Annotated in this window: 21 protein-coding genes; 8 read left to right on the top strand and 13 right to left on the bottom strand. The window is 64.4% G+C overall.

The genetic code is table 11. The features are described 5' to 3' along the window. Positions 1-5 precede the first annotated feature (5 nt). The 3 genes from P8R42_14360 to P8R42_14370 all read right to left on the bottom strand — a co-directional run bounded on the left by P8R42_14360 (position 6) and on the right by P8R42_14370 (position 2,131). Complete coding sequence (locus tag P8R42_14360) at positions 6-491, bottom strand: YfcE family phosphodiesterase (GenBank protein MDG2305795.1); 486 nt, start codon at positions 489-491, stop codon at positions 6-8. 65 nt (positions 492-556) lie between these two features. Next, positions 557-1,696 (bottom strand): thiolase family protein, encoded by a 1,140-nt coding sequence (locus P8R42_14365; GenBank protein ID MDG2305796.1) that lies wholly within the window; start codon positions 1,694-1,696, stop codon positions 557-559. 3 nt (positions 1,697-1,699) lie between these two features. Then, positions 1,700-2,131 (bottom strand): Zn-ribbon domain-containing OB-fold protein, encoded by a 432-nt coding sequence (locus P8R42_14370; GenBank protein MDG2305797.1) that lies wholly within the window; start codon positions 2,129-2,131, stop codon positions 1,700-1,702. 238 nt (positions 2,132-2,369) lie between these two features. On the opposite strand from P8R42_14370, the gene P8R42_14375 reads away from it, so the two are divergent. After that, complete coding sequence (locus P8R42_14375) at positions 2,370-3,281, top strand: amidinotransferase (GenBank protein MDG2305798.1); 912 nt, start codon at positions 2,370-2,372, stop codon at positions 3,279-3,281. Here the strand turns inward: P8R42_14375 and P8R42_14380 are convergent. The 5 genes from P8R42_14380 to P8R42_14400 form a co-directional block, all read right to left on the bottom strand. After that, positions 3,278-6,358: a hypothetical protein gene (locus P8R42_14380; GenBank protein MDG2305799.1), complete on the bottom strand. Its 3,081-nt coding sequence runs from the start codon at positions 6,356-6,358 to the stop codon at positions 3,278-3,280. The genes P8R42_14375 and P8R42_14380 overlap by 4 nt on opposite strands. A gap of 800 nt (positions 6,359-7,158) precedes the next feature. Then, entirely contained in the window at positions 7,159-7,962 is an 804-nt protein-coding gene (locus tag P8R42_14385; GenBank protein ID MDG2305800.1) for a glycosyltransferase family 2 protein, read from the bottom strand. 266 nt (positions 7,963-8,228) lie between these two features. After that, positions 8,229-8,459 (bottom strand): hypothetical protein, encoded by a 231-nt coding sequence (locus P8R42_14390; GenBank protein MDG2305801.1) that lies wholly within the window; start codon positions 8,457-8,459, stop codon positions 8,229-8,231. Beyond that, positions 8,456-10,021, bottom strand: a complete 1,566-nt coding sequence (locus P8R42_14395) for a glycerol-3-phosphate dehydrogenase/oxidase (GenBank protein ID MDG2305802.1) — start codon at positions 10,019-10,021, stop codon at positions 8,456-8,458. Before P8R42_14395 ends, P8R42_14390 begins: the two co-directional genes overlap by 4 nt. Positions 10,022-10,073: 52 nt before the next feature. Further along, entirely contained in the window at positions 10,074-10,727 is a 654-nt protein-coding gene (locus P8R42_14400; GenBank protein MDG2305803.1) for a hypothetical protein, read from the bottom strand. Between the two features lie 960 nt (positions 10,728-11,687). Here P8R42_14400 and P8R42_14405 point away from each other — a divergent pair. Together P8R42_14405 and P8R42_14410 are read left to right on the top strand one after the other, a co-directional pair. Next, positions 11,688-12,395 carry a hypothetical protein gene (locus tag P8R42_14405; protein ID MDG2305804.1) on the top strand — a complete coding sequence of 236 codons (708 nt, stop codon included), beginning with the start codon at positions 11,688-11,690 and terminating at the stop codon, positions 12,393-12,395. Positions 12,396-12,407: 12 nt separating this feature from the next. After that, positions 12,408-13,904 carry a glycosyltransferase family 39 protein gene (locus P8R42_14410; protein MDG2305805.1) on the top strand — a complete coding sequence of 499 codons (1,497 nt, stop codon included), beginning with the start codon at positions 12,408-12,410 and terminating at the stop codon, positions 13,902-13,904. Here P8R42_14410 and P8R42_14415 read toward each other — a convergent pair. From P8R42_14415 to P8R42_14425, 3 genes are all read right to left on the bottom strand, one after another. Then, positions 13,838-14,404 (bottom strand): hypothetical protein, encoded by a 567-nt coding sequence (locus tag P8R42_14415; GenBank protein ID MDG2305806.1) that lies wholly within the window; start codon positions 14,402-14,404, stop codon positions 13,838-13,840. The genes P8R42_14410 and P8R42_14415 overlap by 67 nt on opposite strands. 108 nt (positions 14,405-14,512) lie before the next feature. After that, entirely contained in the window at positions 14,513-16,057 is a 1,545-nt protein-coding gene (locus P8R42_14420; GenBank protein ID MDG2305807.1) for a mercuric reductase, read from the bottom strand. 110 nt (positions 16,058-16,167) lie between these two features. Continuing rightward, positions 16,168-16,962 (bottom strand): GntR family transcriptional regulator, encoded by a 795-nt coding sequence (locus tag P8R42_14425; GenBank protein ID MDG2305808.1) that lies wholly within the window; start codon positions 16,960-16,962, stop codon positions 16,168-16,170. A gap of 75 nt (positions 16,963-17,037) precedes the next feature. Between P8R42_14425 and P8R42_14430 the strand changes: the two genes are divergently transcribed. The 5 genes from P8R42_14430 to P8R42_14450 all read left to right on the top strand — a co-directional run bounded on the left by P8R42_14430 (position 17,038) and on the right by P8R42_14450 (position 22,853). After that, the gene (locus tag P8R42_14430) at positions 17,038-18,159 is read left to right on the top strand and encodes an amidohydrolase family protein (protein MDG2305809.1); all 1,122 of its coding nucleotides are present in this window, start codon (positions 17,038-17,040) and stop codon (positions 18,157-18,159) included. Between the two features lie 27 nt (positions 18,160-18,186). Then, a complete protein-coding gene (locus P8R42_14435) occupies positions 18,187-19,314 on the top strand; it encodes an amidohydrolase family protein (protein ID MDG2305810.1) in 1,128 nt (375 codons plus the stop codon). Positions 19,315-19,731: 417 nt separating this feature from the next. After that, positions 19,732-20,682: a creatininase family protein gene (locus P8R42_14440; GenBank protein MDG2305811.1), complete on the top strand. Its 951-nt coding sequence runs from the start codon at positions 19,732-19,734 to the stop codon at positions 20,680-20,682. A 27-nt stretch (positions 20,683-20,709) separates the two neighbouring features. Continuing rightward, entirely contained in the window at positions 20,710-22,212 is a 1,503-nt protein-coding gene (locus tag P8R42_14445; GenBank protein MDG2305812.1) for an NAD(P)/FAD-dependent oxidoreductase, read from the top strand. Continuing rightward, positions 22,176-22,853: a GDSL-type esterase/lipase family protein gene (locus tag P8R42_14450; protein ID MDG2305813.1), complete on the top strand. Its 678-nt coding sequence runs from the start codon at positions 22,176-22,178 to the stop codon at positions 22,851-22,853. The genes P8R42_14445 and P8R42_14450 overlap by 37 nt, the downstream gene beginning before the upstream one ends. 64 nt (positions 22,854-22,917) lie before the next feature. On the opposite strand, the gene P8R42_14455 is transcribed toward P8R42_14450, so the two are convergent. Then, complete coding sequence (locus tag P8R42_14455; protein ID MDG2305814.1) at positions 22,918-23,463, bottom strand: hypothetical protein; 546 nt, start codon at positions 23,461-23,463, stop codon at positions 22,918-22,920. 41 nt (positions 23,464-23,504) lie between these two features. Further along, positions 23,505-24,527, bottom strand: coding sequence for a YHYH protein (locus P8R42_14460; GenBank protein ID MDG2305815.1), 1,023 nt, complete (start codon positions 24,525-24,527; stop codon positions 23,505-23,507). Positions 24,528-24,565: the final 38 nt, after the last annotated feature.

Below are 24,565 nucleotides of genomic sequence, written 5' to 3' on the forward strand. Positions count from 1 at the left end.
TCTCCTCAAAAGAGCAGGACCTCGGCGGAAAGGGTACCGAGGTCGACCACCCCGACGGCGTTGTGCCCCTCGAGGTGACCGGCGCATTCGCCGGGATTGAAGATCAGTCGCTGCGGCGTCTGATCATGAACGCGGAGATGATTGTGGCCGTGGAGTACCAGATCGTGCGGTTTGCGGAGCGCGCCTTCGACCTCCCGCGGATCGTGCACCACGAGGATCTCTCGACCTTCCCAGACCGCCTCGAAGGGCGGCTCGGCCAAGCGAATGTCGAGGCGCTCCGCGGCCGCATCCAGCTCCTCTCGCAGCACGTCGTTGTTCCCGTACACACCGAAGAGCGGGGCATCGATGTGTGCGAGTTTCTCCAGAGTCGCACCCCGGGTGATGTCGCCGGTGTGAACCACGCGATCCACCTCCGCGCGATTCAACACCTCCACGATGCGCGCGACGTTCCGCGCATTGTCGTGAGTGTCGCTTACGACTCCGATCCGCATGAGAGGAGGACCCGCCGACTTAGGCGAAGAGTTCGCCCGAGTCGGCTAGTGCACTAGAACGGACCTCAGACCTTCTCGAGGATGTGAATCGCGCAGGCGCTACCGAGACCGATGACGTGCGTCATGCCGATCTTGGCGCCCTCGACCTGACGCTTGTCAGCTTCTCCGCGAAGGTGGGTCGAAACCTCGTAGAGGTTCGCGATCCCAGTGGCACCCAGAGGATGGCCCTTGGAGAGAAGACCACCCGAGACGTTCACGGGCACCTTGCCGCCGAGAGCGACCGTGCCCTCGTCGATCATCTTACCGGCTTCCCCGTCCTTGCAGAGGCCAAGATTCTCGTAGTGGAGGATCTCCGCCGTTGCGAAGCAATCGTGCAGCTCGACGAGGTTCACGTCTTCGGGACCAACCCCCGCCATCTCGTAGGCTTTCTGGGCGCCGAGACGTGTGCACGTGTTCACATCCGGCATCACGAGATCGCGCTCCGTGAAGGGGTCGCTCGTCAGGACCGACGCCTTCACCCGGACGGCCCGGCTCATGCCGAGTTCCTTCGCCTTCTTCTCCGAAGCGATCACCACTGCGGCCGCGCCATCGACGTTCACCGAACACATCAGCTTCGTGTTTGGGTAGGAGATCATCTCGGCGTTCATGACCGTCTCGAGCGGGGTCTCTATCTGATACATCGCCTTCGGATTCAGCGTCGAGTGATGATGATTCTTCACGGACACCTTGGCAAACTGCTCGAAGGTCGTGCCGTGTTTCCTTGCGTGCTCCATGCCCGCTTCCGCAAAGATCGCCGGCATCGTCGAGGAGCCGAGGAGGCCCTCCTTGGGAATTCCGCCGCGACCACCCATGCCGCCGAGAAGACCCTTGCCCATCTGCTCGACACCAACAGCGAGCACGAGATCGTAGATGCCGGCCTTCACGGACATCCACGCGTCGCGGAACGCAGTGGCGCCCGTCGCGCACGCGTTCGCACAGTTCACGACCGGGATTCCAGTCTGGCCGATCTGCTGCAGAACTTGCTGTCCAACCATGTTGGACGCCTGCATCAGGTTGCCGCACCACATGCCCTCGATGTCCTGGATCGACACGTTCGCATCATCCAGTGCCATCTGCGCCGCTTCGGCGCCGAGCTCCGCCACCGTCTTGTCCGGGAAGCGCCCGAACTTGATCATGTCGATTCCGAGAATGTAGACGTCACTCATCGTTCAGCTCCGTGGTTTGAAGAAGTAACTCAGGTAGGAGTTACCGTCTTTGTCTTTGCGCCCGAGCGCGTCGCGGTAGACGACTTCGACCGGCATCCCGAACTCGACGTTCTTCGGATCCGGCTCGATGTCAACGAGATTCCCCTTCACCGTGCCACCGCCTTCGAGGTCCACGATCGCGGAGATGTACGGCGTGTCGATGCCGGGAAACGACCTATAGACGATCGAGAACGAGTAGAGTTCCCCTTTGTTCGAGAGCCGAACGGGCTCGACCTGACCGCGCGCGAAACATTTCGCACACGTCGCGCGCGGACCGAGGAACATCGCGCTGCACTTCTTGCAGCGATGGCCCTCGAGGTACGGATCACCCGCTTCTGGGATCTTCAGAAAATCGACGACGGGGAGAGGCCCCGCCGCAGGCGTCGCTTCGGCCATGAATGTGTGTCCTTTACGGGTTGATGCGGCTCGGGAAAGAGATGGAAACTATGTCAATCGCAGCTCTTCGGTGTCAACTCGTCCCCGTGCCGCGACTCGCAGGCTTCTGCTAGACTCCCACCGTAACGAGGGCCCCGCGACGATTCCAGAACACATCGACGACCCCACTCCAGCGCAGACTGCGGGCCCGAGCCCGGTCTTCTCCCACAACGAATGGGATGCGCTCGAGGAGGTCGTCGTGGGCCGCCTCGACGGCGCCGCGGCCGAGACCCGGTCGATTCCAGCCGACCGGACCCGTGCCGAACTCGATGCGCTCGCCAAACTCTTGCGCGCCGAGGGCATCACGGTCCACCGCCCCGAGCCGGCCCGGCACGACCGCCTGTTCCAGACCGTGGATTGGAAGGAGCGCGGCTTCTCGTCGGCTTGCCCCCGCGACGCAGTGATCGTCGTCGGAGACGAACTCATCGAGACTCCCCTGGCCTGGCGTGCGCGCTACTTTGAGACCGACGCGCTCCGGCCGCTCTTCCTGTCCTACTTTCGCGCCGGCGCCCGCTGGAGTTCCGCGCCGCGTCCCGACTTGAAGGACGAGCTCTACGAAGAAGCCCACGGGGAGTGGCTCGACGATGCACGGCCACCGATGTTCGCCGGCGAGTCGGAGCCAGTCCTCTGTGCCGCCGACGTCCTGCGTTGCGGCCGCGACCTGTTCACGATGCGCACGGCCGGAACGAATCTCGCCGGCATCGAATGGCTGCGGCGGCACCTCAGGGCGACGCACGAGGTGCACGAGATCAAGCCACGCCTGCCGGTCGGAGGAATGCTCGACACGATCTTCTTGCCCCTCGCTCCGGGAGAGTTTCTCGTCCGCGACGCAGCAATCGATCCCACGCAACTGCCCGAAACCGTCCGCGCCGGCACCATCCGGATCGCGCCGAAGACATCGGTCCAGAACGCGAACCTCGCGATGAACGTGCTCCAGCTCGACCCGAAGCGCGTCCTGGTCGAGGAGTCACAGACCGACATGACCCGTGCGCTCACGAGTTGGGGATATGACGTGCGCCCCGTGCCTCTTGACGGTTATGCCGTGCTCGGTGGATCGCTGCGCCGCGCGACGCTCGACATTCGACGTCGGAGCGAACGGCCTACGAGCTAGGGCCCTGCGACCGTCACGGAACTCGGCAAACAAAGCTCCGAGATCTTTGGCGCGTCCAACTGCCCCGTGCCCATGAGGTTCGCGGTGTGGATCCCGCTCACTTTGGTGAACCCGGGCGTCTGCTTCGAGATCCGCACCTGATAGCAAAGGAGGTGCGTCGCATGGACGGCGGCACCCGGCGTGAGACCGCTCACGTTGGCCGGGTTGCAGAGGTGCATGGGCTTCTTGACGTCGACCGTCAGCGTTCCGAGCGCATCCTCGATCGTCACACCGATCACCGGCTGGAACTTCGGTGTGCCCTGGCTGCGACCGACCTTGTAACAGGAGAAGTAGTCCGGGTCGGGAGGCGTCGGGGCCGCGGGCGGCGAAACGAGATCTCCTGCCGTAGGCGCGAATCCGAGGTCCGGCTTCTTCGCGTCGACGTAGACCGTCCCGAGCGCGTTCGTGACTTCGATACCGAACTGCTTCACGAACTTCGGCTGGCCCGATGACGACCGAACCTTGTACCCGAGAACCCAATCCTCGTGGGTCACCGCGTCCGGGTCCGAACCTGCGACGTTGGTGGGGAGGCAGATCCCGGCCGGCTTCGTCACATCAACGTTACGCGTCCAGAATTCGTCCTCGATCGCAACACCCACGATAGGAAGGAATGCCGGCGTGCCACTCGAGCGCCGCGCGCGATAGCAGGTGAAGGCATCGGTCACGAAACCATCGCAGATGGGATCTGCGATCGGGGGCTGGCTGAACTGACGACAGCCCAAGAGCGAGGAACAGGCCTCGATGCCCGTACAGTCGTCTCCGTCGCTGCAGGGCTTGGCGGTCGGTTCACATTGCCCGCCCAGACAGGTCCCGAGCGTGCAGCTATCGCCGTCACTACAAGGCTGACCCTCGACGCAGCTTCCGCTTCCGAGACACTGCGTATCGGGATGGAGGCAGACCCCGAACGCACACAACTCCGCGGTACACGGATCGCCGTCGTCGGGACAAACCTGGCCGGCCACACAACCGCCGGCCGCATCACACGTGTCGTCCACCGTGCAGTCATTGCCGTCGACGCAAGAAGACCCGGACGCCAGCGGAACTCCGCCGCCGTCGAGGCAATCGCACGCACTTGCGTCCTCCGAGTTAATACACCCGATGTCGTCGTCGCAGTTGTTGAACGTGCACTCGTCTCCATCGTCGCACTCGAGAGGCGGACCCGACGGCACGCACGCCCCCGCCTGGCATTCGTCTCCACTCGTGCAGACGCTTTCGTCGTCGCAGACTGTCCCGTTGGAGACCGGTGAGATCACACAGCCGGTTTGCGGGTCCCCCGATGCGGGATCGCAGATCTCGGTCGTGCACTCCTCGCCGTCGTTGCAGAGCGGGTCGCTATCCGCCGCCTGACAACCCAGGATGGGATCGCAGCTATCGATCGTGCAGTCGACACCGTCGTCGCACGTGTTCGGCCGATGAGTACACGCACCGTCGTCGCAGATGTCGGTCGTACAGACGTTCCCACCGGGCTCGTCGTCGCAGGCGACTCCGGTCAACGGCTGATACGCGCATCCGAACGAAGGCGAGCAATCCTGGGTGCATTCGTTCCCATCCCCGGCGCACGGCGGACTCGGCTCGGACATGCAGGACGGGGTGCAACTGTCGCAGAACTGACCGTTGCCGTCCTCGCACTCCTCACCAACGTCGACGGGGCTGCCGACCCCATCGTCCAGAACTCCATTGCCACAACACGGCGCGAGGCTCGGGGCGAGCACAATATTTGCGGCTGGATCGAGGAACGCTCCCGGATCGATCGAGGGTGCCCCGCTCCGCAAACTCAGCGTATTGCAGTCGCCACTGGCGCAAGGCTGTGACTCCAGACGAGCAGTCGATGTGAGAGTGATGGTCCCACCAGTGAGATCGATGAACCCTGCAATACCGATGGCGCCCGGCTCCACGTCAATCGTCGACGAAACCGAGACCTGGCAGCCTCGAATGTCCACGAAGCCGCCGCTCCCGGTGCTGGTGCCTCGGGCGATCACGTCGCCGTCGATCGTGGTGTTGCCTTGCGTGATCAGGTCGATGAAGCCACCGCCGAAGGAACCGCCGAGAGCCGTCAGGGTCATCCCCGAGGCCACGGTGATGTCGCCGCGCGCCAACGCGTCGATTGTGCCCCCGTCTCCCTGCGGGCCACCGGACACGTCGATGTTGCCGGCGATCGATAGATCACCGAGGGCCGTGATCTCGACCACTCCGCCGGAGGCGAACGTGCCCACACCAGCGAGGTCGACGTCGTCGCCAATCGTGACGCTGCCCTCGGTGTCGATCTGCAGGTCTCCGCCGCTGCCGTCGCCACCGGAGCCCTCCGAGTTCAGCGACCCCTGGAGGTCGATGCGCCCAGCGGCATCGAGCTCGATGTCGCCGCCGTTGTTCCCGAAGTCTTCATCGGAGCCGCGCCCGCGTGCATCAAGAGACGCACCCGAGGCGAGGAAAATGTCTCCGGGGTCCGCAACGAGAGTGATTCCGGGGGGCGCACCACCCGAGCCGTCGATGCCCTGATAAATCGCGAGACTCGGGGCATCGATGACGATGAAACCACCGTCACAGTCGTACGCGGTCGTCGCAGCGCTGATCGTCGTGCCGTTTCCGCCGAGAAGGATCTGCCCACCGCTGGCCGACAGGGTCACGTCGCCGGCAGGCCCACAGTCGAGCCCGACGCCGCCGTCGGTGATAATGGCGCCGCCGCCAGCAATCAAGACGTCGTTCGCCGTGATGACGACACTGCCGCCACCCGCATTCCCGCTGGTCTCGACTCGCGAGCCGGAGCCCGCCATCCAGAATCGCCCCGAAGCGGTGATGGTGATCTGGCCACCACTCTCGACGTTGTTGCCCGTCGACGTCAGCTTGCCGCCGTCGAGATAGATCTGTCCGCCCGTCAGCGAGAACGAATCCCCCACCTGTTCCGTGCGCAGCGTACCCCGGATCTCGACGTTCTGAGTTCCCCAATCCAGGTGACAGCCGGTCCCGATGTCGTGCGTTCCCGAGATGATGCACGTGCCGGTCGGGGCGCAGCCGAAATCAGCCGCCGTACACTTGGCCACAGCCTGGGCGCTACTCGGCAGCAAAGCCGAGACAAGGGCCAAAAGAAGGATCGCAGTTCCGGAGCGTCGGGGTTTTTTGGTTGGGGGGGACCCAGGCGGGTTCCGGGCGCAGCCGATGAGGAGCCTCCAGTTCTTCGTGTTTCGGGACAAAAATCCCGATGGCGGATCGTCGGCTTGAAGTAAAGCGGAACTGCAGGCACTGCAGCAACCCACTTTCCTTCCCGCCGCCCCGGGGCCCCTCCTGCCGCCCTAATTCAGGCCGGCGGCGTCACGGTCGACGGCAGGCAGAGCCCCTCGAACTTTAGAGCGTCCAGATGCTCGTTTCCGAAGGGATTCGCCGTGAAGAGGCCGAATTGGCGCGTGAACTTCGGCGTCCGCTTAGTGAAGGACGTCTGGTAGCACAGCAAATGCCCTGGATCGCTCGGGGCCGTCGGATCCTCGCCGGGTGAGACACCTCGGGCCAGATCGTGTTCGCATTGTCTCCGAACCGAAGCTCGCGGACGTAGACGATGTCGTAGTCCACTGCGAAAGCAACGGACGATGCGGAGCCGACCCAAACGGCTACGAGCACCGGCAAGAACCGGGACTACCCTAGAGTGGAACTCGGACAGACCCCCCATGACGTATCCCTCCTCTCCCCACACCCGTGTTCTACAGCGACAAGCGTACCCCCGTCAGCGACGTCGCGATCACTGCGTCCCACAGGACTTGCGGTCCGAAGGCCGCACACGCTGCATGACTCGCGGACTTCTCCGCTGCGTGGGTGGGGCGTCAGCGGGACGCCGGCTGGCGAAGAGTCCTCACTGCGAGCGCACAATGTCGTGCGCGTGAGCCTCGGCCGCATCCACGGCGAGCCGTCGCCCGTTCGCTTCGAGGAACGCCGGGTTCGCGACGCCCCAACGCTTCAGTCGCGCGAGCGTCGCCGTCTGCAACACACCCAGGCCGTACTTCACACTTCGCGAGAAGTTGATCGACGAGGAGTCGGGCTCGTAGCGCGTGGGGCACGTGATCTCTCCGATCCGAAACCCGAACTCGACGGCCTGAACCAACATCTGGTTGTCGAAGATGAAGTCGTCGTCGTTCTCTTCAAGCGGGAGTTCGAGGAGCAGGCGGCGCGAGAACGCGCGGTAGCCGGTGTGGTACTCCGAGAGCTTCTGGCCGAGGATCAGGTTCTCGACGAGCGTGAGGAAGCGATTCGCGACGTACTTGTAGACCGGCATGCCGCCCTTCATCGCATCCCCGCCGAGAATCCGAGACCCCAACGCGACGTCGAACAAGCCGCTCGAGATGCAGGCAGCGAGCGCCGGCACCAGCTTCGGTTGGTACTGATAGTCGGGGTGCACCATCACGACGATGTCCGCACCGCGCTTCAGCGCTTCCGTGTAGCAGGTCTTCTGATTGCCACCGTATCCACGGTTCTTCGGATGAACGATCACGTGCAAGCCGAGCCGCCGCGCCACTGCGACCGTGTCATCGCTGGACTGATCATCCACGACGACGAAATCGTCGACGACCGCCTTCGGCACGTCCGCGATCGTCTGTTCCAGCGTCCGGGCCGCGTTATAGGCGGGCAAGACGACGCAGACGCGTCTACCGTCGATCACAGGAGTCTCCCCTTGGCTGAACGGACATCCAACCCGTACAGCTCGCATTCCGGCGCACGGTGGGCAAGTCGGACCTCTCTATATGGACCGCCTGTCCGCTCGGCGCCCAGACGGGTCAGAGGGCCCGTCGATACCGGAGCAGCGCCAGCGGAGTGCTGAGCTGCGGCTGCCGGCTCCGGCGTTTCAGGGCGGCGATTCGCCGCGTTCTGCGAGTCGCATGCATGGGAGTCGATCGTTCAGGGCTCGCTCCCGGGAGGCGAGAAGCTTCAGACGCCCTCGGAAATCAGGGCCTCGGGCGGAGCGGCGCTCTCCTCTTCCAACGGCGCGCAGGACGCGAAAATTCCCCGAAACGCCTCATCCGCGGAACTCGCGAGGGCACGCCAGGTCGCCGCACCGAGCCTCTCCGCGTTTGCCTGGATCCGCATCTGCTCGCCGATCGGACAACCCGCGAGGAGCGGCCCGACGACCAGACCGATTTCCGGCAGGTTCTCGTTCACGGCAAATACCCCCGAGCCATTTCCTGGAACTCCTCGACCTGCGACTTCACCCAGACGTCGTCGCGCCCGAGTTCTCCGGCGAGCAGGCGCCCGACATCGGGGGCCGCTTCGATCGCGGCCTTTGCGTCCAGCAAGAGACTCCGCGTGCGCCGGGCCAGGACGTCGTCGATGTTGCGCGCCATTTCGTATCGAGCGGCCCACACGACCTGACCGCGAGCGTACGGAAGATTCGCGTGGATCGGCTCGGCCAACGCCGGATCGGTCGCGAGGAAGTCGTAGACATCCTTCGCATCGGAGCCGTACATCGCCATGTGCCCGTCGTGCGGACGGTCGGGGTCATCGCGCGACATCCAACCGTGCAGGCGAAGGTCCTCGGTGATGCACTTGCTCTCTGGTAGCTCGGCGACCAGCGCCGCATCGTCAACGGTGTCCTCCCCCATCTTGCGGTACGTCGTCCACTTGCCGCCGACCAGAGTCACGAGCCCAGAGTCGGAAACGATCACCGAATGCTCGCGCGAGATCGACTTCGTCCCACCGCGCTCCCCGCCTCCCTGAAAGAGGGGACGGAGACCCGCGAAGTAGCTCAGCACGTCGGCTTCGCCTGGATCGCGCTCGAGATAGCGCCCCGCGTTCCGGAGAATGAAATCGACTTCTTCTGGCAGGGGCCGGGGTTCGATCTCGGGACCGTCGACCGGCGTGTCCGTCGTCCCCACGAGCACCCGCCCGTGCCACGGAATCACGAACAGAACGCGGCCGTCGTCGGTATGCGGCACCATCAGCGCCGTATCGCTCGGCTGGAAAGCTCGATCGAGGACGAGATGGACGCCCTGACTCGGTGCGAGTGTGACCTCGCTCTCCGGCACGTCCATGCGGCGGACCTGATCCGCGAAGATTCCGGTGGCGTTCACTACGACCTTCGCACGGATCTCGATCTCGCGACCGCTCTCCTCGTCGACGGCGCGGACGCCGATGACAGAGTCGGCTTCCTTCATCAATCCGACGACCGAAACGTAGTTCAGCACGGTCGCGCCGTGATCGGCGGCCGTGCGGGCCAGCGTGAACGCCATTCGCGCATCGTCGAACTGCGCATCGTGGTAGATCACTCCGCCGAGAAGGTCCTCGGTCTGAACGTTCGGGATGTGAGCGATCGTCTCCTTGCGATCGAGTACGCGCGACGGAGCGATGTTCAGCCGCCCCGCGAGCCGGTCGTACACCTTGAGACCGACGCCGTAGAACGGCCCCTCCCACCACTTGTACCGCGGAACAACGAAGCCGAGATCGCTCACCAGATGCGGCGCGTTGCGACACAGGAGGCCACGCTCACGCAGGGCTTCGAAAACCAGAGAGACGTTCCCCTGCTGGAGGTAGCGGACGCCGCCGTGCACGAGCTTCGTGCTGCGGCTCGAGGTACCTTTGGCGAAATCGTACTTCTCGAGAAGAAGCGTCCGGTAGCCACGCGTCTGCGCGTCGACCGCGACACCGAGCCCACTCGCTCCGCCACCGATCACCAGGACGTCGAACGGATCGCCCTCCAGAGCGCCGACCATCTCGTCACGATTCACTCCGCCCAACTAGCGCATGGGCCGAACCGGTGCGAACGAGCCGACGATGCCGTCAGTAGAGGTCGGGAGGGGGCGTTCCGCTGACGACGCGGTGGTACAGGCTCGCCATCGCGAGATCGCTCCACACGGCGGCGGGAACCATCAGAAGCCCGAAGCTCGCCGAACCGATCACGAGCAGGACCATCCGGCAGATCCCGATCCCCAGGATTGTCCATCCGTGGCCACGCGTACGCTCGAAGCTCTCGAAAAGAGCGTCCACGGCGGACAGCCGCCCCTCGACGACGAGGTACGGAACGAACGCGAACCGGCAGAGTAGGAAGATGCCGGGGACGACAAGGAATGCGAACCCGACGAGAACGAGACCGGTGCTCAGCGCGGCCGCGACGACTGCCTCGAAGTACCTATCGTAGACCTCTGCGACGTCACCGGGCTCCGCCACGTCGTCCCGCACCGCACGCAGGCACTGGTACGCGAAGCCGTACGCGAGCGGTGTCGAAACGAGCGCCGCGAAAATGAATCCGAGGATCCCGCCGACGAACGGCACACTCACAAACCCCCACGCCGCAACGACCAGTGCAGAGACGACGAACCCCGGTACCAGAAGCATGACGGGGTAATCGAGCAACACTCCGAAACCACCGCGGTAGCAGTCGATGACTTCGGTGCGCGCCTCTTCCCGGACTTCGTGACTCGCGGAGGAATCCATCTCTGCGTCCCCTTTCGTCGTGTGGTGTGTGTCGGGTTCCACCACATGGCAGTTGCAAAAGACGTACCGGGGACCACGCGCCCGAAAGTGCAGTGTTCTCTCTACGTCGCGGCGCAAACCGCCGCAGGTTCCCTGCGGCTCCCGCAGCGACGCGACTGCGCCACACGAATGCCATTCCGAGCATGCGCTCACCGCACATGCGACCGGGCACCCCCGGCACGGGCACGCCGGGAACGCTCACCAATTCGCGGCACGGCGGATGGCACGGACGTTGCGCGCGTACGCACGACACTGGCGCAACAAGAGGGGGACAAATGCTCACCAGCCGTGCGACGCGGATCGCCCTACCCATCCTATTGACTCTCACCATCGCCGCCTGCGGCGAGCGCGGCACCAGCACTAGGCCCTCGGGGGCGCCCCCGAACACGAGACGGTGCCGGGGACCGAGGACCTGCTCGACGCCTGCCGGATCACAGCCAGCGAGAGCACCGAGAATGAGATGTTCATCCTGGTCGGCGACTATTTCGTCGAGCCGACGGCTTCCTGACCTCCCAGGAACCTTGCCGGAGGGCGCTCAGACGGGGTTCCGGGCGCTCTCCACCCTCCTGGAAGGCCTGAACGAGCTCAGAATGACCGATTCGGGGCACATTCCTGCCCGACTTCGGGCAGATTCTATCGATTGGTCATTTCTCTCTGGTTGGATGTTCTCCCATGGCGGCGGGTGCGACCTGGGAGGCCCTTCTCTCCCAACCCGATCGGACCACGCGACTCGATCGTTGCGAGGCCGAAGACCGCGCTGCGCGTGCACAGGTCCGAAGGACGGATCGAGCATCTCGAAGCCAAGCTGCCGAAACGGCTGAAGGCGCAGGCTGGCATCGCCCACACGCGCTGGGCGACGCACGGTGAACCCAGCGACGAGAACGCACACCCCACGTCGACTGCGCCGGCGACCTCGCGGTCGTGCGCAACGGCAGTCCGGTCGTGATCGGGATCGGGGACAAGGAGATGTTCGTCGCCTCCGACGTCGCCGCAAGCAGCGACTTCTACGAGCGCGGGGAGCACTCGCACCTCATGCGCAAAGAGATCTATGAGCAGCCGGAGGCCGTGGGACGAGCGCGCCGCGAACGCCTGGACCGGGAGTTCGGCGTCGCCCACCTGGGCGGACTGAACCTCTCAGCTCGCGACCTCCTCGACGTACGGAGGATCAAGGTGCTCGGCTGCGGCTCGGCGTTCTACGCGGGCCTCGCCGGCTCGCACATGCTGGAGCAACGCACGCGCATCCCGACCGACGCGGAACCGGCTTCCGAGTTCCGCTACCGCAACCCGGTGATCGAGAAGGCCTTCACCTGCACGCTCATGTGTTTTGCGCTCCTGGCGATTCACGTCGGTCGAACTCGGGACCTGTCTCCCGGCGACGGGAAGAGACTCCTTCTCGCGCTCGAGAAAATCCGCGCGCGGCGCGGGCCGATCATCGCGATCGCACACGGAGGAGACGATCGGGTAAAGAGAGCCGCGGACGACCTGATTCTGGTGCCCCGCTCCGAACCCGCCCTGGATGTGACCCTCCTCACCCTCCCGACCCAGTTTTTGGCGTACGAATGCCCGGTCGCTCTGGGGCGGGACGTCGACCAGCCTCGAAATCTCGCGAAATCCGTTACAGTGGAGTGACCGACCGGCGTCGTGCCGGTCACGAGAGAGGCCCACGCGCTGAACACTTTACCCGCTTCCCGCGACGAGACGGACGACTCCGCTCGTCGCACTGAGTCCTGGCTCGACGCGAACGCGAACGTGGTCACCCTCGGACTCGTGGCTTTGAACCTCGTCCTAAAGCTGTCTCGGATCCGAGCGCAGGGCCTGTGGTTCGACGAGGCGATCTCGCTCTCCCAGGTCCAGGGCCCATTCGACCTCGCCCGGAACCTTTCGCTCGATGCGAGCGCCCCTCTCTACGGGCTGCTTCTCTTCGCCTGGACCTCGGTGCTCGGCCCCTCACTCGAGGCGGCGCGCGGCCTCTCGGCGGCACTGAGTTCGCTCACCGCGGCGCTTCTCTTTGTATTCGGACGACGCTTCCTCGACGGCCGCACGGGACTCTTCGCCGCACTCCTCTTCACCGCCTCGCGCACGCAGCTTTACTACGGCCACGAGGCCCGAGCGTACGCGCTCGTCGGGCTTGTGTGCATCGCCTCCTTCTACGCGTTCCTCCTTCTCCTGGAGGAACCCACGCGCCGGCGGACCTTCGCGGCGGCCGCGCTATCGGCCGCGCTGGTGTACGCGCACTACATCGCCGTATTCGCGCTGGTCGCGCAGCTGCTCACCGCCCTCTGCACAGTCCACGTTCGCAGCCGGGCGATGTCCGCTTACGTCGTCTCCCAGGTCCTCGCCGCAGCACTCTTCGCCCCGTGCGCTGCGTACCTGCTTCTCTCGGCCACGCCCCTACCCATGGCCACGTGGATCCGACCGCCGGTTCCCGGAGACATCCTATACGTGCTGAACGCATTCTCCGGAGGTCCAGTTCTCGTGGGCCTCTACACCGCGGTCTTCACGACGGCCATTCTCCTCGGACGGTCGGGCCTCGCCACGTTCGACCGCGATCGCGTGATCCTGCTCGCCCTGTGGCTCGTCGCCCCTCTCGCACTCGACTACGCGTTCTCGTTTGCAGTCCCGTCTTTCCTGTACCGCTATCTGCTCTATGCCTCGCTCGCGCTCTTTCTGCTCGTGGCGTACGCCCTCACGCGCCTTCCCCTCCCCGAGCGGGGCCGCTTCGCGGTTCTCGCCGTAATCCTCGTGCCGGCGGCGTGGGGCCTGTGGACCGAGCCAATCCTTCGGGCCGATTGGCGCGCGGCCGCCGAAGTCGCCCTGCGCGAACACGACGAGGGCGTCCTCACGGTCGTCACGCCTCCGCACCAGCTACTACCGTTCGCCTACCACTACTCTCGCGAGTCGTTCGCCGATCCCACAAACATGGTCGATGACATGAACCGCCTGGGAGTGTACGGCGTGCCGCACCTCGCCGGCCTGGCCGAGACCGCCCGGAACGAGATCCATCGAATCGTGGTGGTCTCCCCAGCCGACGACACGCCCACGGAGCTCGATGAGCTGATGGCCGGAGCGCACTACAGCCGCGTGCGCTCCCGGGAGTTCACCGGCGTGCAGGTGAACGTGTTCGAGTCGTCGCGCTGATCAGACGCTGTAGTATCCGCGCATGCGCTCCACGAGATCACCCAGTACCCTTCCGCCTCGTACTCGATCGACCCGACGTGACTCTGCTTCTGTGTCACATTGACCGCCATCCGTTCACTCCCCTGGAGCTGACGGATAGAGCGCAGGGCGCAGGCGGGATCGTTGTCCGGTGCCTTTAGATAGTTGCTCCAGACCACGCCGCTAAGACCCCACGGTCCTTCATTCAGAAGGTAGTCCACGCCGTCGAGATCGCTGACGACGGTCGGCACGAAAGGGCTCGTGAAGAGGGCCTCGAGGGAGTTGTCGTCGATTCCCAGCTTCGGAAACTCCTCGTTCAGCACGAAGGCACAATTGGAGACGAGGTGTGCGACGATCTCGTAGCCCTTCGCTCGTGCGAGGTCGATCAGCGCGCGAGAGCTCGAACCGATGTGCCGAGACGGCTCGGGCTGGACGAAGTGAACGTGCGGCTCCATGCTCGCGTTCGCCTCGATGACGACCACGCGTGGGCGGTAGCGCTCGAGCGCGCTCCACAGCAGCGGAGAGCGCCCTCGGCTGCGAGGTATGACGGGCGGATCGGAGCGATCTCTTAGGAACGCCCCTCGGTCCGGTCAGAGGCGCTGCCAACCCAGAAACGCGTTGAACACCGTCTTCACCGTCGGCGTAAGTCGCCCACGAGTGAACAGACCCGCTGCTCGCTTGATGCCCTCAGCCTGCACCGGGTACGGATGGATCACGTCGACGAAGCGACCGAGGCCAAGCTTTCCGACCATCGCGAGAGTGACCTCGCTGATCATCTCCCCGGCGTGGGTTGCGACGATCGTCGCCCCGACGATCTCGTCGGTGCCCTTCTTCGTGTGCACCTTGACGAAGCCCTCGGCCTCGCCGTCGGTAACGGCGCGATTCACCATGTGAAGAGGAACCTGCCACGTGTCCACCTCGAGCCCGGCGGCCTTCGCATCGTGCTCGTACATGCCGACGTGCGCAATCTCCGGATCCGTGTACGTGCACCACGGCATCACGAGATCAGAGAGCTTCTTTCGACCCACCGACCCGACGGAGAACAGTGCGTTCTGCACGACGATCTTCGCGGTGGCGTCCGCGGCGTGCGTGAACTTCCAGCTCATGCACACGTCACCCGCGCTGAATATTCGAGGGTTCGTCGTCTGAAGGGTGTCATCTACCTTCACGCCATCGCGCACGTCGAACTCGACCCCGGCCTCCTCGAGCCCCAGACCCTCGACGTTCGGGGCGCGCCCCACCCCGAGGAGGATCTCGTCGACGACCACCTCTTGCGTCCCGCCACCGGGCAACCAAACCTCCACTACCTTGCCTTCGGGCCGGACCTCGACCTTCTGGATCTTGCAGCCGTGGACCAGGCGAATCCCCTCGTCCGCAAACTTCTGCTGCACGACCTCGGCGGCATCGACGTCCTCGCGCGGTAGGATGTGCCCATCCGCGTGCAGGACGACAACTTCCGATCCGAGTCGACGGAACGCCTGCGCCATCTCACAGCCGATCGGCCCTGCGCCGATCACGCCAAACCGACGCGGGCGCTCGGTTAGGTTGAACAACGTCTCGTTCGTCAGGCAGCCGGCCTCACCCAGCCCCGGGATCGGCAGCTCGACGGCGCGCGCGCCGGTCGCGATGATCGCTCTCTTGAACTGAAGCGTCTGCTCACCCACGGCGACGGTATCTCGCCCGGTGAACTGCGCATCCCCGAGGTAGACCTCGACGCCGAGCTCGTCTCGATACCGGCGCGCGGAGTCCTCGGTGCTGATGACCGAACGAACGCGTCGCACCCGTTCCATGGCGAGCCCGAAGTCGGCCTGCGCGTCCGCCGCGAGGGGCAGACCGATCTCGTCGGCCGCTCGCCTCGCATCGGCAACCATGCGCGCGGCGCGGATGATACCCTTGGAAGGGACACAGCCCACGTTCAGGCAATCCCCGCCGAGATAGTGTCGCTCGATCAGCGCGACCTTCGCGCCGAGCCCGGCCGCGATGGAGGCTGCAATGAGCCCAGCCGACCCCGCCCCGACGACGACCAGGTTGTATCGTCCCGTCGGCTCCGGATTCTCCCAATCTGCCGGATGAACATTGTCGATCAGGACGCGGTTGTACTCGTCCAGCGGTTCGATCACCGGCAACTCGGACATCAGGTTACTCCTCCTTCGAAAACGGGCGTCCCCGTAGGCATTCTCATCCCACGAAGGGGGACGGGTTGCCACCCATCTCCAGGTACGTTCGAGGCGGCGGCGAGTTACGCCTACGCGGACTGGTCGACCCGCACCCGGCCGCCGCCGTTCACGACCAACGCGTCCCGGACTCCGGAGAGGAATTTACGCCACTCGGCTTCCGCATCTTCACCACGGCCGGCGCGGATCGCTTCAGTCACGGCGCGCTGGGCGCGAATCAGCCGTCGTCGGAGGCGCTTGCGCGCGGCGTCCTCGAGATCGGGCTTGATCCGGGAGCCCGTCTGCCTCGACACGAGCTCGTGCAGCAGCCGGACCAACAGAGCCAAGGTGGGATTGCCCGCCACGTCGACGAGGGTTTCCTGGAATCGAATCGCCTGCTCGGCCAGGGACCCTACCTGGTCGAACGCGCGTTCCTCTTCATCGATGACCGCCTCGAGGGCCGCCGCCGCGTCTCGGCGTGGTGCACGCTCGGCCGCGAGCCGTGCCGCAGTCGGCTCGAGCATCAACCGCACCTCGTAGACCTCGGCGAGAGTCGTCCCCTGCAGCTGGAGCAGGACGGCACAGTGTCGCGCCGCAGCCCCGACGTCCGGCGCACGCACGCGGGCTCCGCCGTGCGCTCCGCGAACGATCTCGATCAACCCCTCGGCCTCGAGGATCCGCAGGGCCTCGCGGGCCGTCGGGCGAGCGACCTCGAAATGAGCCATGAGGTCCGTCTCGTTCGGGAGCGGGCTTCCCGCAACGAGCTCCCCCGCAGCGATCTGCTCGCGAATCGAGCTCGCGATCATCTGCCCCGCCTTGGGAACCCGAACCGGCCTCCCCGCGAGAACCGGCCTCGCCGAGGACTCGGATATGGACTTGCGTGCCATCTTCAATTCGTATAATTCGCTATCGAATTAGATTCAAGCCCACGAACCCGTGGGCGAGCGAGGAGGCGTACCGAGATGGCGCGGGAGTACAAGCTGGTGTCGGCGGATTCGCACGTACTGGAACCGCCGCACATCTGGAAGACGTATCTGCCGAAGAAGTTCCACGACAAAGCGCCCTACGTCGTCCCCGACGGTGAAGGCGGGGAGGCATGGCAGTTCGCACCGGACGTCGCGCCGGCACCCATCGGGATCTACGCATCCGCCGGGCGCAGCCACGACGAGATCCGCTGGACCGGCGTCACCTTCGCCGGAGCCAACCAAGGCAACTTCCGGGGCGAGCCGCGGCTCCTGGAGCAAGATCAGGACGGCATCGACGCCGAGGTTCTCTTCGGATCGGCCCGGATGATGAGCCACTTCTATTCGGATCCTGACCCCGAGTTCCACGTCGCCGGCGTCCGCGCCTACAACGACTGGCTCGCGCAAGAAGTCGTGGCGGTCGATCCGTCTCGACTGATCGGGCTAGCCGTCCTTCCCGCGCTCGGCTGCGAAGAGGCCATCGCAGAGATGGAGCGCTGCCTCGCACTAGGCTTCCGCGGCGTCTGGCTCAACGCGATGCCGAGCGTGGGCGAGAAGATCCGCCCGCAAGACGATCCCTTCTGGGAAGCCGCGCAGGCAAACGGCGTCCCCGTCCACTTCCACGTTCGCGCGATGCGCAAGATCGCGAAACCTCGACCGAAGGGCGTACGCGGCGGCGATCTCACCGGCCTCGCGAACGTCGGCGCGGTCGACATGATGAGTCAGTTCGGCGAGATCGTGGAATCCGGCGTGCACGACCGCTTTCCGAAGCTCAAGTGGGTCATGGTCGAGGCGGGGGCGGGATGGCTTCCCTACCTCCTCGAGCAACTCGACGATCGCTGGCGCCGCAATCGATCGTGGCTACCCACCAAGCTCGAGCACGAGCCGAGCTTCTACTATCGCCGCAACTGGCTGTCGACGTTCATGATCGACCACTACGCCGTGCGCAATCGCGACGTCCTCGGTGTCGAAAACCTGATGTGGTCCACCGACTACCCGCATCACGGCTGCGACTGGCCGCACTCCCGCAAGGTCGTCGACGAGATGTTCGAAGGCGTCCCCGAAGACGAGCGCGCAAAGATGGTCGCCCGGAACGCGATCGATTTATACGGCCTCGGCTGAGGTCCCACGAAGACGGAGCAACGAACGATGGCTGCGACTGGACGCGACTACCGAATCATCTCCGCCGACTCCCACACCGTGGAGCCGCCGGATCTCTGGGAGAAGTGGCTCGACAAGAAGTACCTCGACACGGCTCCGAAGCTCGTCGATGACGGCGACGGGGGCGACGCGTGGCTCTACATGGGCGCCACCAAGCCAGAGCCTCTCGGCCTCGTGTGCTGCGTCGGCACCCGCCCCGAAGACCTGAAGTGGACCGGCGTGAAGTACGGCGAAACGATCCACCCCTCCTGCCATGACGGCGCCGAGCGCCTGAAGATCATGGACGAGGACGGAGTCGACGCCGAAATGCTGTACCCACCTCAGCGGGCCGTGCTCACGTTCATGAAGAACGAGAACAAGGAGGCCCATCTGGCCGGCATCCAGGCCTATAACCGCTGGCTCAAGGACGGTTTCTGCGCGGCGGACCCCGAACGCCTGATAGGCATCTTCCAGACACCGAACGTAGGCATCGAAACGTCGGTGTCGGAGCTGAAACGCGCGAAGAAGGAGGGCTACCGAGGCGTCGCCCTCTCCGCCTGGCCGTCGGGCGGCGAGAACCTCTCGCCCGACGACGACCCCTTCTGGAACGTCGCGGCCGAGCTCGACATGCCGGTGAGCATCCACCTGCTGCTCGCTGCCAGCACCCGCAAGAACGTCGGCTCGAAGCAGGCCGCAGTAGCCCTCGGTGCCGGCGCGTTCGCGTACACGATGCCTCTCATCACCGAGCTGATCTTCCAGGGCGTCTTCGACCGTTTCCCGAAGCTCCGCATGGCGGGCGTCGAAACCGGCATCGGTTGGATCCCGCACTTCCTCGAGATGACGGACGATCGCTACTGGCGAAACCGTCACTGGGCGGAAGTCAAGCTAAAGAAAGTTCCGAGCGACTACTTCCGCGACCATTGGCTCTGCACGTTCATCATCGATCGAAGCGGAATCGCAGCTCGCCACCAAGTCGGCATCGACAACATCGCGTGGTCGACGGACTTTCCGCATCACGGAAACGACTGGCCGTACTCGCGTAAGACGATCGACGAAATGCTCTTCGAAGTTCCGGCCGAGGAACGCGACAAGATCATCTGCACGAACGCGGCAAAGTTTTGGGGACTCGTCGAATAGACGCGCGTTGTTTCGCCGAGCAGCCGCATGCAAAACGGGATTGACAAGGCACGACGAAAGGGCGCATCATCATTGTGAAGGGAACGCGACGAAGATCGCGGACTCGACAAAGAGGCGGGCGGCTTTCGCTCTGAAAGGAAGCGCGCCGCACGCGGAACCGTCAACGCAACCAGAAAGACTCGCAGGAGGATTTCTAGGATGGACGATCCACCGGGCCAATCCGGGCGTCGTTGATCAAGTGCGACAGCGACGCCCATTCCGAACCATTCGGCGATCAATCTGCCGACAAATGAATTGTTCCCGGTTCTAAGCTGGGACTGTGTGGCAAGGACCACACCATTGAAGCCCGACCTCCCTTAGGGGATGCGTCGGGCTTCTTGCATTCGGCGTACGCCTTTCACGTCCCGAGTGGCGGTGATGGCGACACGCGTGACTACGAACGCACCCGCCTCCACCTACGATCCCACCATCCTTCGATGGGAGATGCTCACGAAGCGGCGCTTCGACGAAATCGATCGAGCGAACGCCATCGTACTCGTCACGTGCTCTCCGCTCGAAGTCCACGGGCCGCATGTTTCCGAGCGACATCGCGACCGAGAGATCCTGGAGCTCCCGTACATCTTCGCGGCAAGCGATCCGCTCCCCCACCCCGGCTCTCTCTTTTTCCATCCACAGACGACCGTGAAGGTTCTGGTCGACCTCGGTCGCTCCCTCGCAGCCCAGGGATTCAAGAACGTCTTCGTGTCGAACTTCCACGGGAGCCCGCGTCACTTTCTGTCGATTGAGAAGGCCTGCGACAAGGTGACTCGCGAGCGCGAGATCAACATGGCGTGCATTTTTTCAATTCTGATCACACGCCTCACCGGGGGCGGCTCCGAACTCTACGACGCGCTCGGCGACCTTCCCGGCGTCGAGAAGGAAAATCTCGTGGGCGACGCCCACGGTGGCCTGGTCGAAACGTCCCAGCTGCTCGCCCTTCACCCCGAGTGGGTCGAGCGGGACTACGGCGCCCTGCCGCGGCGAACCGTCGACCTCTGGCTCGACGAGCAGGGGCAAGCGAAACCGGCCGCGGAACGAGGAAAACCCCCGGGCCTCCTGGCCATGGTGAGATCCTTCCAGGCCGGCCTCGCCTTCTTTCGTGCCGATACCTACGCCGGTGCGCCCGGGGCCGCATCCCCCGAACTCGGGCACCAGATTCTCGACACCCTATCCAAACATGGAGGCGATACCGTCAGCGAGATTCTCGACGGCAAGCTCCCGCCGCAGCAGTGGCATTCGCCCCTCTGGCCCAAGCGCTTTCTCTTCACGAACACGCTCATGGTCCGGCTCTTCAATCGGCTCCTCCGGATTCCGGACGGGATCGCCTGAGCCGATCTCGATTGTTAGACGACCCGCATGCCTGGGGCCCGTTCCGACTCAACGACCATCGCGATTCTGGGCGCGGGCCTCTCGGGTATCTGTCTCGGCATCCAGCTCAAGAAGGCCGGCATCAATTCCTTCACGATTTTCGAGAAATCGGGTGGCGTCGGCGGCACCTGGCGAGACAACAGCTATCCGGGTGCGGCGTGCGACGTACCCTCGATGTTCTACTCGTTCTCGTTCGAGGTGAAGACCGATTGGTCGAGGATCTTCGCTCAGCAACCGGAGATCCTCGAGTACGTCGAGTACTGCACGGACAAATACGGGCTTCGGCCTCACATCCGCTTTGACACCGAAATCGAATCGGCGCGATTCGATGAGGCGTCCGAAACCTGGAGCCTCCGCACGGCCTCGGGCGAAGAACACGTGGCGCGAATCCTCGCGAGTGGCGTCGGACAGCTGAACCGCCCGTTCTCCCCGGAGATCCCCGGGCTCGATCGATTCAACGGCACAGCGTTCCACTCGGCCCGGTGGAACCACGACCATGACCTCGCAGGACGAGAGGTCGCGATCGTGGGCAACGGCGCGAGTGCCGTCCAGATCATTCCGGAGATCGCGAAGGAGACGAAGCGGCTCGACATCTACCAGCGCAGTGCGAACTGGCTGGTCCGCCGGAACGACCGCCCCTACTCCGAGAAACAGAAGTCACGCTTCGCGAAGTATCCGATCCTCCCTCGTCTCCAACGGGCGCTCATTTGGAGCCTCCTCGAACTACGCTGGCCGGCGTTCTCGGGGAACGACTTCTGGCAAAGGCAGATGAAGAAGATGTCTCTCGACTTGCTCGAGAACATCGTGACCGATGCCAACCTGCGTCGCGCACTAACGCCCGACTATCCCGTCGGCTGCAAGCGCATCCTCATCTCGGACGACTACTACGAGACACTCGTCCGCGACGACGTGGACGTGATCACCAACCCGATCGCCGAGGTCCTCCCCGACGGTATCCGCACCGAGGACGGCCGGATTCGAAAAGCGGATACACTCATCCTCGCGACCGGCTTCCGCACGACCGAGTTCCTCCAACCCATGGACATCCGCGGGCGCGGCGGCCTCCCCCTGAACGAGGCATGGCAGAACGGCGCCGAAGCGTACCTCGGTCTCGTGCTCCCGGACTTTCCCAACTTCTTCATGATGTACGGCCCCAATACCAACCTGGGTCACAACTCGATCATCCTCATGATCGAGTGCCAGGTGCGCTACATCATGCAGTGCATCGAACGGCTCCGTGGAAGCGACCTGTCGCGGCTGGAGATCCAGCGCGACGCGATGAATCGCTGGAGCGAAGAGTGTCAGGGCGCACTGCGGAAATCTGTCTGGGCCACCGGCTGCGATAGCTGGTACAAGCAGACGGACGGACGCATCACGAACAACTGGCCGTACGGCACGATCGCCTATTGGTGGCGAACGCGCCGACCCCAGTTCAACGATTTCGAGGAGCATTCGTGGAGCGAAACGCGCTCATCGCATCCATCGTCCTGAACGTCTTCCTATTCGCCAGTGTCCTGGGGCTGAGCTACGGCTGGCCGCTGTTCATTCACGTGAAGCAGGTCCTTCCGAAGCGGGAGCGCTACGTGAGCTTTTTCGCCGGAGCCCCGGCGAAGAGCGACGACATCGTGTTCGTGGGCGACGCCATCACGAATGAAGGGCGCTGGTCCGAGCTCTTTCCAGGCGCCCCGGTCAAGAACCGTGGCATTGATGGCGACACGACCGAGGATGTGGCCTTCCGAATCGGCCAAGTCGCCGCCGGCAAGCCCGCCAAGGTCTTCCTGATGATCGGCGGCGGCGATGCCGAAGCCGAGAAGACCGTCGAGGAGACCGCCGCCAGCTACGCCGCGATCCTCGATCGTCTCGAAGCCGACACGCCGGACAGCCAGGTCTTCGTCCAATCCATCCTGCCGCGTTCGGTCGAGTCCTGGCCGAGCATCGAGAAACGCAACTTGGCCATCCAAAAGGTCGCCTCCGAGCACGGCGCCCACTACATCGACCTCGTCCCCCTCTTCGCCGCCGAAAACGACGCAATCCGCGGAGACCTCTCCAATGACAACGCCCACCTCCTCGGCCCCGGCTACGAAGTCTGGCGCAACGCCATCACCCCCCAGGTAGGAGGGGACGTTGGTTAGTCTCGCGGTTTTTGTTTAGTCGCGATAGAACTTCGGTCGGGCCAAGAGCAATCAGTGGTTGCGACTAAACAAAAACCGCGAGACTAACCAACGTCCCCGTCCTGCGACGCTTCGGATGGTCGGGGGTAAGGGGCAGTATGGCCGAATCGTCGCCGCGGGTGGCGGCGACCTGGAGGGTTCGCTCCGAGTCCGTGCGACCGAAGAGGCTGGTGCGCAGGTGAAGCGCGTCCTCGGCTGAGTCCAACTTGAACCGTCCCATCACGACGAGGTGCGTAGACGGCTCGCCTGCGTGATCGTCACCTGGGTTGATCAACAAGCCCTGCAAGGGACGCCGACCGGCGTCGTTCGTCAACTCGAGGCGCTCCTCTACCTGCGCCGAGATGTCTCGGTAGTGCGAGGCGAACTCGGCTCTGCTCAAGCGGCCATCGTCGTCGTCATCGACGCCGGTGAAGGCCGCAACCGGGACGGACAAGACGACGAAAGCGCCGCCTTCGACGATGTTGATCGTGTCCCGCTGCTCGACCATCAGATGCGCGTGCGAGCAGAGCGGTGCGCAGAGGACGAACATCGAGAGCGCCGCAAGAACAGCGTCGATTCGTGTGGTTACCATGGTCTCTCCTCTTGGGTCTCGACTGCGTCGCTCGATGCGGGTCACGCCGAGGGAGGTCCGCCGGCGCCTCCGCCATCGATGGCCGTGCCCTTCACGCAGCGTTGGCCGAACGGGAACGAGTCCGTCAGGTAGTAGTGATAGATGCCGTCGGGAAACTCCGGTGTGACGCCTGTGCGACCATTGCACTCATCGAGATCGCCGCTTCCCGCAACATACTCGTAGTCCTGCGTGAAGGCACCGCGAGGGTAGATGCTGACGTCCGGTCGACCGGCATTCGGCGTGCTCTTCAAGGCGTAGCTACTGGTGAGGATCGTGATCGCGGAGCTCGCGTCGGCCGCGACGGCGTAGCCGTATCGGGCATAGATCGGGAAACCATCGGTCGCCCACCCGACCAGCGTCACAGCCTCGCCCTTGCCGTGCTTCTCGAGGTAGCCCTCGGGAATGCCGTGGTAATGGTACTGCCCCGTCGGCTGAACGTGTCCGTTGCTTCTGTCGTTGCCGAAGTCGAACGAGTTCTCACCCACCGCCTCCATTCGCCACCCACCGCCGTTGCCGATCGCCGCGCAGTCGCCGTCATCGGTACAGGTGCCCGCCGTTCCGACCTCGAATTTCACGCCGTTGAGCGCGTAGGCGACGGTCATGGTGGCGGCACCCGTCTCGCTCGCGATCTCCGGCGACAACGGGAAGTCCACCTCGATGTTCTGGGTGCTGATCGCGGTCGGATTGTTCGCGTTCGGGAACGTCCCGACCTCGTGGTCGGGAAGGCCGTTGGCGGACAGCGAGCGGAGGTCGTCCGAGCAGAACCAGTCGGCCGTACTGGTGTCCTGGACCGACTCGTCGGCGTTCTCGACGGTCTGGCTGTACTCGCAGAGTACATCGGCGGTGGTTCCAGTGCCGTCCGTCGGCTCTACGGGTGTCTCGACCGTAGGTTCGTCGGTTCCCCCGTCCGCCGAATCTGATCCGGCCGCGCCCACTTCCGAACCGCCGCCGGAGCCGCCTCCACAACCGAGAAGGGTCAGGGTGCCAAAGATCAATAGAAGTCGCTGAATCTCGTTCCGTCGCATGAGATCTCGTTCCTCTCCGGGTTGCCCGCGGGCAAGGT

Source organism: Candidatus Binatia bacterium (genome assembly GCA_029243485.1).
GTDB lineage: Bacteria > Desulfobacterota > Binatia > UBA12015 > UBA12015 > VGTG01.

Bases quoted from the DNA above. Each gene is read 5' to 3' on its own strand.
- P8R42_14455 (MDG2305814.1), bottom strand. From the start codon at position 23,463: ATGGTAACCACACGAATCGACGCTGTTCTTGCGGCGCTCTCGATGTTC.
- P8R42_14430 (MDG2305809.1), top strand. From the start codon at position 17,038: ATGGCGCGGGAGTACAAGCTGGTGTCGGCGGATTCGCACGTACTGGAA.
- P8R42_14435 (MDG2305810.1), top strand. From the start codon at position 18,187: ATGGCTGCGACTGGACGCGACTACCGAATCATCTCCGCCGACTCCCAC.
- P8R42_14425 (MDG2305808.1), bottom strand. From the start codon at position 16,962: ATGGCACGCAAGTCCATATCCGAGTCCTCGGCGAGGCCGGTTCTCGCG.
- P8R42_14400 (MDG2305803.1), bottom strand. From the start codon at position 10,727: ATGGATTCCTCCGCGAGTCACGAAGTCCGGGAAGAGGCGCGCACCGAA.
- P8R42_14420 (MDG2305807.1), bottom strand. From the start codon at position 16,057: ATGTCCGAGTTGCCGGTGATCGAACCGCTGGACGAGTACAACCGCGTC.
- P8R42_14445 (MDG2305812.1), top strand. From the start codon at position 20,710: ATGCCTGGGGCCCGTTCCGACTCAACGACCATCGCGATTCTGGGCGCG.
- P8R42_14370 (MDG2305797.1), bottom strand. From the start codon at position 2,131: ATGGCCGAAGCGACGCCTGCGGCGGGGCCTCTCCCCGTCGTCGATTTT.
- P8R42_14365 (MDG2305796.1), bottom strand. From the start codon at position 1,696: ATGAGTGACGTCTACATTCTCGGAATCGACATGATCAAGTTCGGGCGC.
- P8R42_14460 (MDG2305815.1), bottom strand. From the start codon at position 24,527: ATGCGACGGAACGAGATTCAGCGACTTCTATTGATCTTTGGCACCCTG.
- P8R42_14360 (MDG2305795.1), bottom strand. From the start codon at position 491: ATGCGGATCGGAGTCGTAAGCGACACTCACGACAATGCGCGGAACGTC.
- P8R42_14440 (MDG2305811.1), top strand. From the start codon at position 19,732: ATGGCGACACGCGTGACTACGAACGCACCCGCCTCCACCTACGATCCC.